The sequence below is a fragment of the Planomicrobium sp. CPCC 101110 genome (assembly GCF_007859395.1).
Lineage (GTDB): Bacteria > Bacillota > Bacilli > Bacillales_A > Planococcaceae > Planococcus.
Genome location: NZ_VOHD01000003.1, coordinates 888,862 through 906,270, shown reverse-complemented (window position 1 = coordinate 906,270; position 17,409 = coordinate 888,862). Strand labels below are relative to the sequence as shown.

The window sequence follows — 17,409 nt, the reverse complement described above, 5'->3', positions numbered from 1 at the left end:
AATAACGGAATTCCGTGATAAATCATAAGTATAGGCTCTTGTTAAACTCCTGAATAAGCCATAAAGCCGCCATCCACCGCAAGGGTAGTGCCCGTAACAAAAGATGAGTACGATTCATCCGCTAAAAATAAAAGCGCGCCGAGCAGGTTGCCGGGCTCCCCGAATTTTTTCATCGGCGTAGCTGTAAGTATCTTATTGCTGCGTGCCGTCGGGTTGCCTTCTTGGTCGAGCAGCAAGTTCCGGTTTTGTGTGGTCAGGAAAAACCCTGGCGCAATTGCATTGATGCGTAAGTTTGTCTCAGCGAAATGGACAGCCATCCATTGTGTGAAATTATTAATAGATGCTTTGGCAGCACTGTAAGCCACGACCTTAGTCAATGGGGCATAAGAACTCATCGAAGATAAATTGATGATTGCCGGAGCTGCACTTTTCAATAATTCACTCCCGAAAACTTGGCATGCCAGAAAAGTGCCCGTAAAATTAACTGAAAATACGGTTGAGAACCCTTTTTCATCCAAGTCAAAGAACGACGGTCCAGCTGCACCGTCCCCGTGGAGCTCGGGTCCAGTGATGGCATCGGGATGATTGCCACCAGCCCCGTTCACCAATAAATCGATTCCACTATATTTTTCAAGTATATGGGATTTTGCGGTTTCAAGTGACGAGCGGTTCAATACATCCGCCGCAAGGGCAATCGCTTCTCCACCTGCTTCCCTGATTTCTTGGGCAACGCTTTCCCCTTTTTCAGCCGTTCTGTTCAAGATAACGACTTTCATGCCTTGCCGAGCCAGCTCACGGGCCATTTCTGAACAAAGGACGCCGCTGCCTCCAGTAATCACAGCTACACGGCCATTTAAATTTTTATGAATCGGAATCATTTGGCACCTTCCATTCTTTTGGTTTCATAAGCATCCCAAAGCCCAAGCAAATACATAATGCCTAGAGCACGATCATATAACCCATATCCCGGCCGGCAGACTTCTCCCCAGATATGTCGGCCATGATCCGGCCGCACATAGCCGCCGTATTTCTGAGCCTGCAGTGCCTTTACCACACCCTTAATATCAATCGAACCATCCTGCGTGTAATGGGAAGTCTCGGTGAAATCGCCATTATCGTATATCTTCACATTGCGGATATGGGCAAACGGAGAACGGTTTGCGTATTTCTCAGCAATTGCCACCATGTCATTCGACTTGCTTGCCCCCATAGAACCTGTGCACATAGTGAATGTGTTTGAAGGGGAATCCGAGATTTCAATCAGTTTTTCATAGCTTCCAGCCCCTGTAATGATGCGCGGCAGACCAAAAATCGAAAATGGCGGATCATCAGGATGAATAGCCATTTGGATCCCTGATTGTTCTGCAACCGGCAAAATTTCTTTCAAGAAAAACTCCAGGTTCTCCCATAGCTTCGCTTCATTCACCTCTTCATAAGCGGCGAATAATTCCGTGATACGGGCCAGCTTATCCGGTTCCCAGCCAGGCAGCGTCAAATCGGATGCTTCGCTGACCGTGCGGATCAATTCTTTCGGATCGGCATTTTCCACTTTCGCATTTTCGAAGAACAAAGCAGTTGATCCATCTTCAAGCGGATGGAACATTTCAGTTCTTGTCCAGTCGAAAATCGGCATGAAGTTATAACAAATCACCTTTACGCCAAATTCCGAAAGGTTCCGTATGGTCTGTTTATAGTTGTCGATATACTGCAGGCGGTCTGCAGTGCCGATTTTTATCGACTCATGGACGTTGACACTTTCTACTACATCAGCGTGAAAACCATGGGATTCGATATAAGCGATTTCTGCCCCAATCTCTTCTGTCGTCCATACTTCTCCGGCGGGCTTATCGTGAAGTGCCCAAACGATGCCTTTGACGCCAGGAATTTGCTTGATGTGTTCAAGCGTGACCGTATCATTTCCTTGGCCATACCAGCGGAAAGTCATATTCATAAGCTTTTTCTCCTTTGCTTTGCACTTTTCTATTTATGCTTGCCGTACGCTTGTCTTATCGCGCGATTACTTTTTCTTTGCCGACCAGCGAAAGGACTTCTTGCAGATAAGGAAGCCCTTCATTATCCCCGGATACCGTAGTTACAAGGGCTCCAACTCCATTAGCGAATTCCAGTGCCTCTTCCGGTGCATAGCCGTGAAGAACAGAATAGATATAGCCCGCATCAAATCCGTCTCCTGCTCCTACAGTATCGACCGGGTTCACTTGAAAAGCCGATTTGGAATACCATCTGTTCCCTTGAAGCAGGCGGGAGCCATTACCTCCATCTTTTATGACAAGCTGGCTGATCCTAAAAGATTCGGCAAAGCTTTCCAAAGCACGATCGGAAATATCTCCGTGAATCAGTTCTATTTCGTCTAGGCCCGTCAAAAGAATATCCACAAAAGGCAATACTTCTTTATAGGCCGCTTTTGCCTGCTCAAGTGTCCACAGTTTCAGCCGGATATTCGGATCAAAGGAAATCCGGATCTTTTTCTCATGGGCGATTTTCAGCACTTGTTTTACAATTTCCAGGTTGCCTGGATCGACCGCCAAGAAAACCCCTGTCAAGTGAACCAAATCTATCCCGTCCAACATCGCATCTGTTATGTCTTCAGGACACATAGTTAAAATCGGAGATTGATGGCGATAATAGAAGGTTTTTCCGGATCCGTCTTCTTGGATTTCTTTAAAATTCAACGAAGTGGGGTACCCTTCCACCATCTTCACTTCCGACATATCGATTCCTTCCCCGCGTGCAAAGTTATAAATTACCCGGCCGAATTCGTCTCCGCCCAATCGGCTAACCCATTTTGATTCCATCCCCAAACGGGCACAGCCAATGGCAAAGTTCAATTCCGCGCCGCCCACCTTTCGGCTAAATGAAGAGACATATCGGAGCGGGCCGGTTTCTGAAGGGTTGAATGTGATGAGTGCATCACCCAATGTGAATACTTTAAACTTTTTTTCCATAATCATTCCCTTTCTTAGTCAGTCATCTTCCTACAATAATTCAAGTCCAAAACGGATGGATGGCACTTTCTCAATCAACCGATTTCTAAAAAAGTCAAATGCCCCTGAATCCTGGAAATGCTTCTTGCCATTTAGGATTCAAGGGCAATCCGCTTGGAATTTCGAACGGGTTATCCGAGTTTTACTCCATCAATCTTTTTATCACCAGCGATAAGTCGCTTCTGAGGGCAACAGGAATTTGGTCTTCCTTTTTATTGCCGATAAATTTCAACAAGTCGTTCAAAGCCCCATTCCCTTGTTCCACATTTCCTTTTGCGAAATGGCGCTCAGCAGTTCCGATTTTAGCAAGCAGCGAATTTTCCATGCCTTTGTTGCTTAAACTTGTTTGCTGGATCAACTCTTTCAAGCTCTTTGTGTTGGCATCAAGAACTTTCACAGAAATCGTCTGCACCGATTCCCGGTTGCCTGTGTTATCGAATGCTTGATAGCGGATTGCAGTTTCCCCCGCTTCATTGATTGAAATAGGATCTGCATAATCCGTCCACGGAAGATCTTCAATCTGATAGCGGATTTTCGCAATTCCATCCGCATCTTGTGCATCAAAGCGGACTTCTGCACCGTCAAGATACTCTCCATTCGACAAGCGTTCCCCAATCACTTCTGGTGTCGTGACAGGCGCCACATTGTCGTAGCTCTTGCCATTAATCGTAAAGTTTGATAAAACCATATTCTCCACATTCTCGATCAGCGTCGGAGTTTTTACATTATCAAAACTCGAATTTGTGATTTTCAAATTTTGGACTGGCGACCGGTCGTAGGCTTTTATATAGATGCCGTAATTGCCGCCATTGCTGTCGAGCCCGTCCACTTCGATATTGCGGACGATTGGCGTAAAGTCACCAACATCCCCTTCTTCATACATCATGTTGATGCGGACGACTTCTCCGCCAACCTTGTTCACTTTGTTGTTTCTCAAATAAACATTCTCTACAATACCACCGCGGACTGAATTTGTTTTGATGCGCAGCACGCGGTCTAAATTGGGGCTATCCATTTCATTGTCTTCTGCGAAAACATTCCTGGCACCGCCGCTGATTTCACTGCCGATTACCACTCCGCCGTGGCCATCCCGCATTTCATTTCCTTGGATCACGATATTTTCCGAAGGGACGTTGATTCGTCTGCCGTCTGCATTACGCCCTGACTTGATCGCGATGCAATCATCGCCCGTATCAAAGTGAGAATTTTTTATCAGAACATTTTTGCTGGATTCCGGATCCACGCCATCGTTGTTCGGTCCGTGGCCAACTACCGTTACATCATCAATGGTTACGTTTTCAGAAAGAACGGGATTGATGAACCACATAGGAGAATCTTTTATTTCTATGCCTTCTATTAAGATATTGCTGCTTTCATAAGGCTGGATAAAGCTCGGTCTCAAATAAGAACCTTCTCCGAATCTTCTTTCTTCCACCGGCACTCCATCTTCAGCCATCTGGAACAATTTATCCCTTGCTGCTGCTTGATGGGGTTCCCCTGTTGTCCAGCCGTATTCTTTTTTGCCTTTCCACGGCCACCAATCCTCATTGCTTCCTTGTCCATCAAGGGTCCCTTTTCCGGTTACAGCGATGTTTTCCTGGCCATAGGCATAAATAAGCGGGGAATAGTTGTACAGTTCCACGCCTTCCCACCTTGTTTTCACAAGCGGAAGATAATCTTTGGGGTCGGTGCTGAACAGCACAGTGGCCCCTTCTTCTATATGCAGATTAACGTTGCTTTTCAGATGGATTGCACCAGTCAAGTATTTGCCCGCTGGCACAACTACACGGCCTCCTCCCGCTTCGTGTGCTGCCGTAATTGCAGCATTGATGGCTTCGGTCGATTTTGCCGTTTCATCTGCTGCCGCACCAAAATCGATAATCGAGAAATCTTTATCAGGAAAAGACGGCTTTTCGATATTTGCTAAAATTTTCGGCAGCTCAGTTTCCCAGACGTCCGGTTCTGCTGCTTGAGTAACTTCCGGGGCAAAAGCGTATTGCAGGATTAAAACTGAAGAAAGCAGTAGTGCTATCAAAGACTTTTTCATTTTGGTCCTCCCTATTTTCGAATAGTTGTAAGTTCCTGTAATAAATCAGTCGTTCACTAGCTTGCTCTTGATGTCTTCTATGAAGATGGATGCGAGTGATAAATCGGAAAACAGCAGGGGGCACTCAGAAAGATCGGCCGCTGTCCTTTCCTATCAAACTCTGTTAAAGCTTTAGATTTGAATTTCCTTTCCGGTTCAGTTCAGCTGAACCGGTCTGCCGGTTTCAGCGGATTTGTAGATTGCCAATATCAATTCCAGTGATTTGGCTGCTTCTTTGCCGTTGACAAGAGGTTCAGTGCCACCTGCGATTGCTTGGGTGATGTCTTCGTACTGGCGCATAAATGAAAGTGCGGTTTCAGCGAATTGAGCTTCTTTTTCCGCATTCCTGCCGGCACTAACAGCCTCTTCTTCCATGTCTTGGATATGCCACCCAGCAATCTGATCCGAGTCGATCCGGACACTCCCTTTTTCCCCGAAAATATCCAAAGCTGTATTGAATCCCGGGAAAGCCGCAGTAGTTCCTTCTATTAAACCGACAGCCCCCGATTTGAATTTCACGGCAGCGGCCGCAATATCTTCCACATCGATTCGTTCATGCGCTCTCCTTGCACAATAAGCGAATACTTCCTCAACGGGTCCCATGATATATATTAGGAGATCGATATAGTGGATAGACTGATTCATCAAAGCCCCGCCTCCGTCAAGCGCGCGGGTTCCACGCCATTCTGCGCTGTCGTAATATGTTTGGGGCCGGTACCATGTCGTACGGGAAACTCCCAGATTCAACTGCCCCAGCCGGCCTTCCTCGACAGCCTCTTTTAGCTTGAGGACCGCATCATCAAACCGATGTTGAAAAATGCAGCTCAATAGCACACCCGCATCCCCGCAAGCCGTTATTAGCGCGTTTGCTTTTTCCAGAGTGATATCGATGGGTTTCTCAACAATCACATGCTTTTTCGCTTGTGCTGCCCGGATTCCAAATTCTGCGTGGGTGCCGCTTGGCGTCAATATGACGACCACATCAATGGATTCGTCTGCAAGCAGCCGGTCGTAGTCCGAATAGGACTTCACCTGATATTTCTGTCCCCACTCATTTGCTTTGTCCGTGTTCCTGGAATAAAGAGCTGAAAGCTTGGCACCCGGCAATTCCGTTATCGTTTCGATATGCTGCAGGGCGATCGCCCCGCAGCCCACAATCGCGAAGTTTATCGGCTTATCCAATGATGCACCTCCTTTTCACTTTAGCGAACCGGCAGGCAAATGTTGAAAATTAAAATATTCCTCTGCGTTATGGTAAGAAATTTTCTGGACGATTTCTCCCAAAAATTCAATGTCATCCGGAACCTCTCCGTTTTCCACCCATTTTCCGATAAATGTGCATACCAATCTTCTAAAATATTCATGCCGTGTATAAGAAAGAAAACTGCGCGAATCTGTCAGCATGCCGATAAACTGGCTGAAGACGCCTATATTAGCAAGCGCTTGCATTTGATCCAACATGCCGGTTTTCGTATCGTTGAACCACCATGCTGTCCCTAATTGAATTTTCCCTGGAATTCCGCCCCCTTGGAAATTTCCGATCATCGCCGCCAATGTATTATTGTCCGTCGGGTTCAAAGAATACAAAATAGTTTTAGGCAGGGCATCTTCTTTTTCCAAAGAATCCAGCAAGCGGGCTAACGGCTTCGCAATCGCTTCGTCATTCATGGAATCATAGCCTGTATCAGGGCCAAGTTGCTGTAACATCCGGGAGTTGTTGTTTCTCAGAGCGTTGATATGGAACTGCATGACCCATCCGCGCTTGGCGTATAGTTTCCCGAGGAATGTCAGTGTAAAAGATTTGAATGCTTTCTCGCCTTCCAGCGGAACTTTTTCTCCTGCTAATGCGCGTTTGAAATGCTCTCCTGCATTTGCTTCATCCGTCTCTGAATACATCATTGTATCAATGGCATGGTCGGAAACGCGGCAGCCGACAGAATGGAAAAAGTCGACTCTCGCTTCCAGGACTCCAAGGAAAGATTCGTAGGAGTCTATTGTTGTTCCGGAAACCTCCTGAAGCTTAGCAATCCAATCGACAAATCCATCTTTGTTGATTTCAAGCGCTTTGTCAGGCCGGAAACTTGGAAATACTTTTGTTTGAAAATCCGCTTCATCTCTCAACTTTATATGGTATTCCAAGCTATCTGCAGGATCATCAGTTGTGCATACCACATCTACTTTTGACTTGCGGATAAAATCACGTACCGCATACCCTTCGCCGTCCAGCAAAGTGTTCATCTTTTCCCAAATTGCCGGCGCCGTTTTTTCATTCAACAATTCATAGATACCGAAAAAGCGCTGCAGTTCCAAATGCGTCCAGTTATAGAGCGGATTGCCGATAACCATAGGAACCGTTTTTGCCCAAGCCAGGAACTTATCATAATCAGAGCCACTGCCTGTAATGAGTTCTTCTTCTATCCCGTTCGCCCGCATCACGCGCCATTTGTAATGGTCGCCATAGAGCCAAATTTCCGCGGCGTTCTTAAACTTTTTGTTTTCATAGATCTCTTTCGGGCTCAAATGGCAATGATAGTCGATAATCGGCATTTCTTTTGCATAGCCATGATACAGCTGAACTGCTGTATCATTTTCCAATAAAAAATTTTCATCCATAAATGATCGCATATGAACTATCCTTTCTATTTTAAAGATTCAGAAGGTCAACGTGTCTGCCTATGTGTTTCACAAGCGCTTCGCGGTATACCTCTTCATTTTCATTTAACGTATCAAAAAACTCATCCTTGAATAAGAAATTGCCTTCCTCATCTTTAGCAGTAAGCAAGATGCCATACGTTACATGAAGAACTTGCCGCGCTGCATTGTTATTCATGTATTCTGGAAGCTGGGCATCCGGCCTGCCTTCAAGCGGGACAATATTACTCATGTCCGGTGTGATATGGTAATACTGTAATGCTTCATCCAAATGCTCCAATGCGTAAGTGTGCATGCGGCGATATAGATCCGGTCTGACATCAGCAATCACCCTTACTGCTTCAAGCCAGTTTGTTCCGGCAGTTTTCACATGCAGGACGCCTTTCGTGTATTTTGCAATAATAGGAAATACCGAAAATTTATCGCTGCCGGAATGGATGCTCAACTTATAGCCGAAAAACTCAGCAATCAATGCATGTTCTTCCAGTTCACGCTCGAACTGCTCAATATCCCCGATATAGTCAATGCCTTTTTGAAACTCTCCACAGAATCGAGGAGCCAGGCTGTTGACTATCACTTTTTTTGCCTTAAGCTCATTGGCGACAAAGAAATGCGCATTTGGCGAAGTGATTGTTTCCGTTTCATCAATAGACAATTCAAAATCGATCGGGCGTCCCGCCTGGGTAATATATTCTTTGTAAACCCGTTCCGTATAATCCAAGGCTTCAGCATAGGTCAATACATTTTTCATCAATGTGATTTTATCGAATTTTATCGATAGCCCATTCACATCAAATTCTTTATCCAAATATTCGCTGTTGAAATAGCTTTTTGCGTCTTCTGGAAGCTGTTCATAATCAGCTTCTATCTTTTCGGCTGGAGCGTTTTCGATATTTTTTTTAATTTGATCAGAGCAGTCAAGCGTCAACATCGACACTCCAAGAGAAAGAGCATACTGAATATCTTTTTCTTCCTTGATATGGTCGCCATCGGCACCGAACCCGCCTTTATAGCCTTCCTGGAACACTGCAAAAGAAGCCGCATCAAGCATGTCATTCATCGATCTGTTCGTTAAAGTAAGCTCCCGAATGCTCTGCTGAGCAAGAATCGGCTTCACTTTTCTGTTCCGAAGTGCTTCAATATGTCCCGGCGAAGCAATTCCTAAGCGGTCGCCCAACCCCATCGTCGCCTGCTTATTGCCGAAAGCCTGGGGAACTGTATAGTCGAAATGCCGGTTCAACACCAACCGATTTTCATGCGAAAGAGGACAAACCTTACTGCCTTCCCCTATCTTTCCGCCCTCCAACTCATTGAGCAATTCCCCTTTCCCCGAGGCGATGATCCATTTTTGATTTCCATCACGTACCATGACCAATTTCGTGCCATCCTTCTCGGCAACCGATTTTTCGTAAACTTTAACGTTTTTGCCACTAGCCTGCTCCAATGTTCCTTGTTCCAGAAATTCCACTGCCGTTTCAAATTGTTCCATCGTAATCTCCAACTCCTTGTTTTCATTTGCATTGATGTTTTGATAACGCTTTCAAAAAGAGGAATAAAAAATAACAACGTTGTAAATTTATCTTAAAACATTTCACATCCCAAAACAACCTTAAAACCTATTTTTTCAAAAAATTCTTTATTTTAACATTCTTTCTTTTGTACTGCTCTAAAAATAATGTTAAAACCCTTTCTTTATGGTACATTTAAGGAAAATATGAAGTTTTTCAGGTGATCACATGACAGTTACGATAAAAGATATCGCAAAAGTGGCAGGCGTCAGCTATTCAACAGTATCCAAAGCATTGAACGACAGTCCTTTGGTTAAAGAAAAAACAAAAACAAAAGTTCTTGCCATCGCCCAGGAAATGGGTTATGAGCCTAACTTTGCGGCTCAGCGCCTGGTTTCTAAAAAAACAAAGATTATCGGTCTTATATGGCCAACGATTGAGCGAGTTGTTTTGGCCGTATTGGTAACCAAAATCAGCAATGAAATAAACAAAACTCCATATTCCATGATTTTATCCGTCGAACCTGTCGATAAATCCTTGGAAACATTCAAAAAATACCAAGTGGATGGCGTCATTTTGTTTGAGGAAGATGTCGGCATACAGGCCCGGAACTACCCTTTTCCGGTGCTGGTATATGGTGTGAGCAGCAAAAGCCATTCATCCTATCCTGTCATTGATCCGAACCATGAACAGGCAATCCTGCAGGCCGTTTCCTATTTATATGAATTGGGCCACCGGAACATCGCCTATATCGGTTATATATCAAAAGCCGATCCACGCCAGTTGAAAAAGTACGAAGCTTTCAGAGATGCCATAAAAAAATTCAATTTGGATGTGCCGGATGAAAGCAATATCATCAACACCGGCGGACTTGATTGGCATGCCGGCTATTCAGCCGTGCACGAATTTCTGGCTTCGCCAAATCGGGCCACTGCCATCGTCGGCGGAAGCTATGATATAAGCAGCGGCATTATACGTGGCCTAAAGCAGCACCACATAGACATTCCAAAGGATATTTCCTTGATTAGCTATGACAATATTCCGCAAATGGCAACATTGGAAATTCCACTGACCAGTGTCGGCGTTCCAATCGAAGATTTGGCGAAAAAAATCGTTGATACCATCATCAAACTGGTGGAAGATGAAAACCCAGTCCAGCATTCAACCAAGCTAACTCCCGTACTCTCAGAAAGAAACTCATGCATAAAGAGAAACACTGGCACCGACTTTAACTAAAAAGGTTCCCTTATGCTTTTCATAAGGGAACCTTTTTTTAGTCAAAAAAGCTTGGAAGCCACAAAGAAAAACTTGGCACATAAGCTACCAGCAGTAAAACGACCAACATTGCCCCGTAGAACGGCAACATGGATTTCGAGACTTTCTCGATCGATATTCGTCCGATCGCAGAACCGACGAAGAGGACGGATCCGACCGGCGGAGTCACCAAGCCGATGCCCAAGCACAAAATGAGCGTAATGCCGAAATGCACAGGATCCATCCCTGCGGTAATCGCGACAGGCAAAAGAATCGGTGTAGCAATCAGAATAAGCGGCGCCATATCCATTACCATACCGAGCATCAGCAGGATTACAACGATTAAAAGAATAGTGACAGCGTTGTTCGGGGATATGCTGATCATTGCATCTGCTACCATTTGCGGGACCCGCAGCATGGCCAATAACCAACCGAAAGCAGAAGATGCACCAATCAGGAATAATACCATCGATAAGGTTTTAAATGTATTATGCAAAATAACGCCCATTCGTTTAATCGAAACTTCCCGGTAAACAAGAAATGTGATGAGGAATGCGTAAAGTGCACCAATTGCTGCCGATTCAGTAGCTGTGAAAAATCCGCTTAAAATCCCGCCCATAATGATGACGACTGTAAGCAGACCTAACAGGCCTTCTCTGATGATTTTCGGGATTTGCTCTTTCGCTACACGTTCGCCTTTCGGATAATTCTTTTTAACAGCAATCGCATACGTTAATATCATAATGCTCAAACCAAGCAACAATCCTGGCAAAAGGCCTCCTATAAAAAGAGAACCGACCGAGACGCCGCCAGCAGCAGTGGAATAAATAATCATATTATGGCTCGGGGGAATCATAACTCCCTGCGTAGCACTGGAGATTGTAACGGAAACCGAATAATCTGTATCATATTTCTGTTTCTTCATCATGGGGATCAGCACAGAGCCTAGTGATGAAGTATCAGCCAAAGCGGAGCCGGAAATACCTCCAAAAAAAGTACTGGCTAAAACATTCACCAACGCCAACCCACCGCGTATTTTCCCGATCAATACGTTTGCAAGGTCAATCAGCCTGCGTGATATGCCGCCTTCATTCATGATTTCACCGGCAAGTATAAAGAATGGGATAGCCAGTAAAGAAAATGAGTTTAACCCTCCCACCATCCGCTGTACAAGCGCGGCGAGATCAACCCCCATATAAATTCCTGTCAGCAAAGACGAAACAACAAGGCTCAAGGCTATCGGCACCCGAAGCAACAACAGGATAAGAAAACTGCCCATCAAAATTAATACATCCATAGTCATAGTCACTGAACCTCACTTATATCATCGAATTCTGTATGCAGGCCTTTTTGGAAGAAAAGTTCAAGTCCGTAGAATGTCACAAAAACTCCTGATATCGGTATCGCTGCATATAAAACACTGGATGGCCAACCGGTTCCCGGCATATTGGAATTACCCATCAAGGTCGTAAACTGCCATCCATAATAAATCATGATCAACCCGAACGCTACAATCAGCGCTTTTGCTAAATAATCAAAAACATGTTGGACTTTTTTGGGCATCTTATTCACTAACAGGCCTAAGGCAATGTGTAGCCTTGCTTTAAAACCATATGCAATTCCTAAAAAACTAACCCATACAAAAAGAATTTTGGAGATTTCTTCTGACCAGGAAGGAGTGTAACTGAACACTTGACGGGAAAAGACTTGAACAATAATGGTAATTACCATTGCCAATAGCATGGTCAATGCGGTGATGAGTAAAAGGCGATCCACGGACGTTTTCAAAAACTTCAACATTTTCATAGGTTTTCCTCCTAAAAAGAGAAACAGGAAAGGGAACGGTATACCGCCCCTCCCTCTTCACCGATTTTTAGTTCGACAGTTTCTCAATCCACTCTTTGTATTGGTCCCCGTATTTATCGTATACAGGCTGAACAGCGTCTCTCCACTGTTTGATATCATCCACTTCAACCAATTTACTGCCGCCTTCCACAACCGCCGCTTTTGACTCTTCCGTCAATTCAGCCCATGCTTCACGTTGAACTTCTACAGATTCCAATGCAGCTTCTCTAAATAACTCTTTGTCTTCATCACTTAATGTATCCCACAACTTTTGAGAAGCAATTACAACTTCCGGTGTTCCCGTATAGCCATTTACCGTATAGTATGGTGCTACTTCATAATGGTTCGAAGTGTAATAGCTTGGAAAATTGTTTTCTGCCCCATCAATAACCCCTGTCTGCAGGCTGGAATACACTTCCCCATACTCCATCGGTGTTGCAGAAGCGCCTAAAGCTTCAACTACAGCGATAGACATTTCGGAATTTTGAACTCGGATCTTCAACCCTTTCATATCTTCCGGTGTTTTAACTTCACGTTTTGTGTTATAAAAGCTTCTTTCACCAGAATCATAGAATGCCAGACCAACCATATTGCTGCCATCCAATGTATCCAACAGCTCCCGGCCGACATCGCCATTCAGCTTTTCCCATTTCTCTTCTTCACTTTCAAACAAAAATGGCATTGATGTAACACCAATTTCCTCCGCGAATTGAGAAAGAGGGGATGCATTAACACGGGCCAAGTCAATAGAACCAAGTTGAACCTGTTCAATACTATTCGTTTCTTCGCCTAGCTGTCCGCCAGAGTAAACTTCAATTTTATAGCGCCCTTCTGTTTTCTCTTCGACCAACCTCGCAAATTCCTTATCCCCGATTGTCGTAGGATAATCGTCTGGCTGGTTTTCAGCTAACTTCAATGTGATGGTTCCTTCTCCAGAAGAACCTCCGCTTCCGCTTGTTGAGCCACTTCCGCACGCCGCAAGAACCAAAGCCACAATCGTCATAATCACCAAAATTGATAGCGTTTTCATTTTCATTTATAATCCCCCCGTTTTCTTATATCAGTTCCTCTAAAAAGTCCCGTTTTTCAGTCAAATTAAAATTTACAACGTTGTTATTTTGGTTCATAATAAAACAATAACCATCAATACAATAGTGAGCCAATCATTTCAAGCCAATAAAACACCGGCCTTTTGGCTCGTCACCATCTGGAATGTAGGATGAGCAGGCAAGGCGAGCAGATCACTTCCTTTCTTTAGAATCAATGATTGAATTACATAAAGTCGGCTGTTTTTCCTTGAAGAGCCAAAAGGAATAAGTGGATGACTTCCAGAGCTGGAAGCTTCCGAAAAGTCTTATTATTCTTAATTTAATTATAATTGTAAGCGTTTTAAAAATCAAGCTCTTCTGGGAATTTATATCAGGCATCTCATAATTATCTATAAATGGTCGATATTCCAAAACGGTTCATAATTTCTTCTGCTGGTTCAACAAATTGCAGGCTAAGCTTTTATAAGAGCATATAGGCAGTGATGGAGCCAATTCCGCCGAAAAGAAGAGCGAAAGGCATGTTCTGTAATGTAATGTTATATGGGCTCTGGTTCATATTGGCCGATGTCAAGGTAACGACCAGGCCGTAAGTTCCGACAGTCAAAGTAGAGATAGAACTGGTCACGAGAATGATTGCGAGACTGATTGGATTCATGAAGGCGATCAGAGTGGAAACAACGCTGCTTAAAATTCCGATTGTAGCGACTGGATGAATGCCGAACATGCTGAGAAATATAAAAAGCAGTTGAATGGTAATCATAACCATCCATGGTTTATCTGCCATTCCCACCAGCGGCTCCTGAATTACGTCCAGAAAAGAAGTACCATTGCTGCTATTCGCGAAAAATGCTAACGAGATGAACAGCACAATAAAATTTTGCATAGAGTTGGTTTTTTCTTTCCATGTTTCCCAACCGATTACCCAGAACCGCCGAAATCTTTTCATTAAAACCGACCATGCCAGTGAAAAAGGAAGAATCAAGACAGTGACTGTGAAAATAAATTCCAAATTGAAAAGATTGCCCAGAGAAACGACTAAAGTTAAAAACAATGCAAGTGCACTAATCAAATGGAGTAATTTTTTTATTAATTTTTTCATATCAATCGGCTGCCCTGCACATGCAACGTGATTGTAAGTGTATTTCCTGTATTGATACCTGCCCCAGATGGAGTCGACTAATAAAGTGACGCCTGAAATCAGCAAGAGCCAAGGCAATAAATCCAAATAGTCCACACCGGTGGCAAATATCGAGGCTGCCAGCAAAATTTCCAACGGACTCCAAAGGAGCGCTAAAGAGTAGCCCCTAAGTGTCGTTGTATTAATGAACGAATTCCTGACTTTCTTGTCGAATGTCTTCAAGTTTTTCTTCAATACATCTTGAGCGATAGTCGTCGAAGTCAAGTTCAAAAACGCCGCCATCACCAATGTAATAATTGAACTGCGTGGATACAGCTTTCCAAGATCTTTTACGTTCACTTCCATTACTTGCTTCAGATCCCTGTCAAATCGTCCGCTTTTTACAACGCTAGTCATCCAAGGCAGCATCGCCAGAAGCGTCAGCAGCGGCATATTGGAAGTCAATATAGCAGGGATTTGCCTTAGAGAAAAATCAGTGGAAGCAAATAATAATGCCCCTGCCAGAATAAAAGTGCCAGAAAGGATTTTAAACAATTTTGATGCCTGCTTATAAGAAACAAGCAGCATAATAATCGCCAAAATACCCAAAAAATAATTAAGCTTGCCGCTTTTTAAAAACACATTGAGGATATGGACAAAAAACACGAATGAATAAAAAAGATACAAGTTTCTAGAAAAAAGAGAATCAGTCATTTACCCTCCTGTATACCTTAGATTTTCTCATAAGCCTCCCCTTTCCTTAACCTGAAATCAATCGCCTGCAACTTCTTTGCAATTACAAAACTAAGATTACTTATAGCGAGGTATATTGTCAAATTTTTCTATGTATTCCATCAATTAAAGAATGAGTTCTGATACATGAAAAAAGCTTGTTCTGTTTAGAAGAACAAGCTTTTGGCAGATCAATCACTCCCTTACATCTGTGCGCTAAGGTTCATTCTTACATTCTTTTCAATGATGAATGAATTTTTCACATTCTTTCCGATCAGTTTTGCATCACTTTCTTCGCAGGCACCGCTTTCTCTTTTCCGGCCACCGGAGCTTCAACTTTTGAAATTCCGAAACCGGTAAAGATATAAAGGATTGCAAAGACTATTCCCAGGTACAGCATCGGTGCGAAGGGCGCGTATTGCAGCGTCGGAACGCCAAGTGTCCCGGCGATGAATGCGCCCGTTACACTCCACGGGATGAGTGGTGCCAATGCGGTTCCTGTATCCTCCAAGGTTCTGGAGAAGTTCTTGCGGTGCAGGCCATATTTGTCATACATCGATTTCATCATAGGGCCGAGTACGGCGAACGTGACATAATAGCTTCCGGTGATGACGAACAGGAACGCGTGGAGCGACAAGCTCGACATCATGATGCCTTTTCCTGTTTTCACGACTTTCTGGATGCCAGTCAAAATCTCATCGATCACGCCGGCAGTACGCAGTGGCGAGCCGAAAATGGCTGCCGCAATCAGCAAAGCGACTGTTCCGAGCATACTGGAAAGGCCGCCGCGCTGCAGCATGCTGTCCACAACTTCCACTCCTGTCGAAGCGGTGTAGCCATCATTCAAAGCAAGCGCTATTTCCGACAGCCCGTTTCCTTGGAATACGGCAGCGAGCAACGCACCCAGCAAGATCCCCACTCCAAAAACAGGCAAAGTCGGTTTGTTCCGATAGATCAAAAACAAGATGACAAAAGGCGGAAGCAGCAGCAAAGGGTTCAAATTAAAGTTAGATTCCAGCGTACTTAAAATGCTTGTGATTTGTTCATTTTCCACTTGTCCGCTGAACTGAAAGCCCAATATGAGGAAAAGTATCAATGAAATGACCAGTCCGGGCAATGTGGTGTAAAGCATATGCTTGATATGATCCACCAATTTCACATCCGTGACGGCAGCGGCCATAACGGTCGTATCCGATAAAGGGGACATCTTATCACCGAAAATGGCTCCGACAACGACAGCCCCCGCAGTGTACTGGAGAGGAATATCCAAACCGATTGAAACGCCCATGAACGCTACACCGATCGTGCCGATCGTTCCCCAAGAAGTGCCTGCCATGACGGACATCAGTGCGCATGCGAGACACGCCACAAACAGAAAAACACTTGGCTTGATCAGGAGCAATCCGTAATAGACGATGATCGGGATCGTCCCGGACAGCATCCAGACCCCGATCATCAGGCCGACTGCAAGCAAAATAAGAATCGGTATGAACATGGCGCGCAAATTATCCATAAGGTCTTTTTCGATATCGTCCCATTTCACGCCCCACAACAAACTCAGAATGATAAGTGCCGTTCCAGCAGCCAGCAGCACAATGGTTGATTCTGCATCTATGAAAATAATACCGCCAAATATAATGGCAATCGATACCGCAATGAGTGTAATCGCTTTCAACGGCGACAGTGTTCCGTTCATCCCTTTTCCCCCTTGTACATGATTGGTTTCTTTCCTCTTTTCATCGGCTCCGTTCATACGTCCCTTTCCGCATCCGCCCCTTTGTTTCATCGCTTCAATTTACTTCTTTGTAATAATATCAAGCGGCCATTTCGTTATCAAACTGTTTTGAGAAAACTGTTTTTCTGATTTCAAAAGGTATAAAAAAAGAACATCGTGTATAATAATCAACCTTTTTGGAGCCGTTATGATAAGAGTTTCATACTGAAACAGAAGCTTGAAAAATTCAAAAGGGAGTGTAGTATAGAAGCACTTCTGATCTTCAAAACTACACCAAACATTATAAGGACCAGTCCTCAATTTATCTTTAGCACGGCAAAACATGACTATCCGGCTTTTCCACCGAATCAAAAACCCTGTCCAAGGAATGTCTGGACAGGGTTTTTGATCGCACTAGATTGCATTGAATCACGCTTGGACATGCTGCCC

General features: G+C 44.2%; 13 protein-coding genes. 1 reads left to right on the top strand and 12 read right to left on the bottom strand.

Translation table 11 applies throughout. The features are described 5' to 3' along the window. Nucleotides 1–41: 41 nt before the first annotated feature. From FQV30_RS04435 to FQV30_RS04405, 7 genes are all read right to left on the bottom strand, one after another. A complete protein-coding gene (locus FQV30_RS04435; protein ID WP_146498913.1) occupies nucleotides 42–878 on the bottom strand; it encodes an SDR family oxidoreductase in 837 nt (278 codons plus the stop codon). Then, nucleotides 875–1,951 (bottom strand): mannonate dehydratase, encoded by a 1,077-nt coding sequence (gene uxuA, locus FQV30_RS04430; protein ID WP_146498912.1) that lies wholly within the window; start codon nucleotides 1,949–1,951, stop codon nucleotides 875–877. Before uxuA ends, FQV30_RS04435 begins: the two co-directional genes overlap by 4 nt. A gap of 55 nt (nucleotides 1,952–2,006) precedes the next feature. Beyond that, nucleotides 2,007–2,963, bottom strand: a complete 957-nt coding sequence (locus tag FQV30_RS04425) for a sugar kinase (RefSeq protein ID WP_146498911.1) — start codon at nucleotides 2,961–2,963, stop codon at nucleotides 2,007–2,009. Nucleotides 2,964–3,144: 181 nt separating this feature from the next. Next, nucleotides 3,145–5,049, bottom strand: coding sequence for a glycoside hydrolase family 28 protein (locus tag FQV30_RS04420; protein WP_146498910.1), 1,905 nt, complete (start codon nucleotides 5,047–5,049; stop codon nucleotides 3,145–3,147). A 195-nt stretch (nucleotides 5,050–5,244) separates the two neighbouring features. Beyond that, nucleotides 5,245–6,270 (bottom strand): Gfo/Idh/MocA family protein, encoded by a 1,026-nt coding sequence (locus FQV30_RS04415; RefSeq protein WP_222434311.1) that lies wholly within the window; start codon nucleotides 6,268–6,270, stop codon nucleotides 5,245–5,247. 15 nt (nucleotides 6,271–6,285) lie between these two features. Beyond that, on the bottom strand, nucleotides 6,286–7,713 hold the full coding sequence (uxaC, locus tag FQV30_RS04410) for a glucuronate isomerase (protein ID WP_146498909.1): 1,428 nt from the start codon (nucleotides 7,711–7,713) through the stop codon (nucleotides 6,286–6,288). Between the two features lie 19 nt (nucleotides 7,714–7,732). Next, on the bottom strand, nucleotides 7,733–9,229 hold the full coding sequence (locus FQV30_RS04405; RefSeq protein WP_146498908.1) for a tagaturonate epimerase family protein: 1,497 nt from the start codon (nucleotides 9,227–9,229) through the stop codon (nucleotides 7,733–7,735). 247 nt (nucleotides 9,230–9,476) lie between these two features. On the opposite strand from FQV30_RS04405, the gene FQV30_RS04400 reads away from it, so the two are divergent. Beyond that, entirely contained in the window at nucleotides 9,477–10,484 is a 1,008-nt protein-coding gene (locus FQV30_RS04400) for a LacI family DNA-binding transcriptional regulator (RefSeq protein ID WP_146498907.1), read from the top strand. Nucleotides 10,485–10,521: 37 nt separating this feature from the next. Here the strand turns inward: FQV30_RS04400 and FQV30_RS04395 are convergent, their stop codons facing one another. The 5 genes from FQV30_RS04395 to nhaC form a co-directional block, all read right to left on the bottom strand. Then, nucleotides 10,522–11,799 (bottom strand): TRAP transporter large permease, encoded by a 1,278-nt coding sequence (locus FQV30_RS04395; protein WP_146498906.1) that lies wholly within the window; start codon nucleotides 11,797–11,799, stop codon nucleotides 10,522–10,524. An 8-nt stretch (nucleotides 11,800–11,807) separates the two neighbouring features. Then, a complete protein-coding gene (locus FQV30_RS04390; RefSeq protein WP_146498905.1) occupies nucleotides 11,808–12,308 on the bottom strand; it encodes a TRAP transporter small permease in 501 nt (166 codons plus the stop codon). A 67-nt stretch (nucleotides 12,309–12,375) separates the two neighbouring features. Continuing rightward, nucleotides 12,376–13,383, bottom strand: coding sequence for a TRAP transporter substrate-binding protein (locus FQV30_RS04385; protein WP_146498904.1), 1,008 nt, complete (start codon nucleotides 13,381–13,383; stop codon nucleotides 12,376–12,378). 473 nt (nucleotides 13,384–13,856) lie between these two features. Then, nucleotides 13,857–15,068, bottom strand: a complete 1,212-nt coding sequence (locus FQV30_RS04380) for a hypothetical protein (RefSeq protein ID WP_255473304.1) — start codon at nucleotides 15,066–15,068, stop codon at nucleotides 13,857–13,859. 451 nt (nucleotides 15,069–15,519) lie between these two features. Further along, entirely contained in the window at nucleotides 15,520–16,941 is a 1,422-nt protein-coding gene (nhaC, locus tag FQV30_RS04375; protein WP_146499567.1) for a Na+/H+ antiporter NhaC, read from the bottom strand. Nucleotides 16,942–17,409 lie beyond the last annotated feature (468 nt).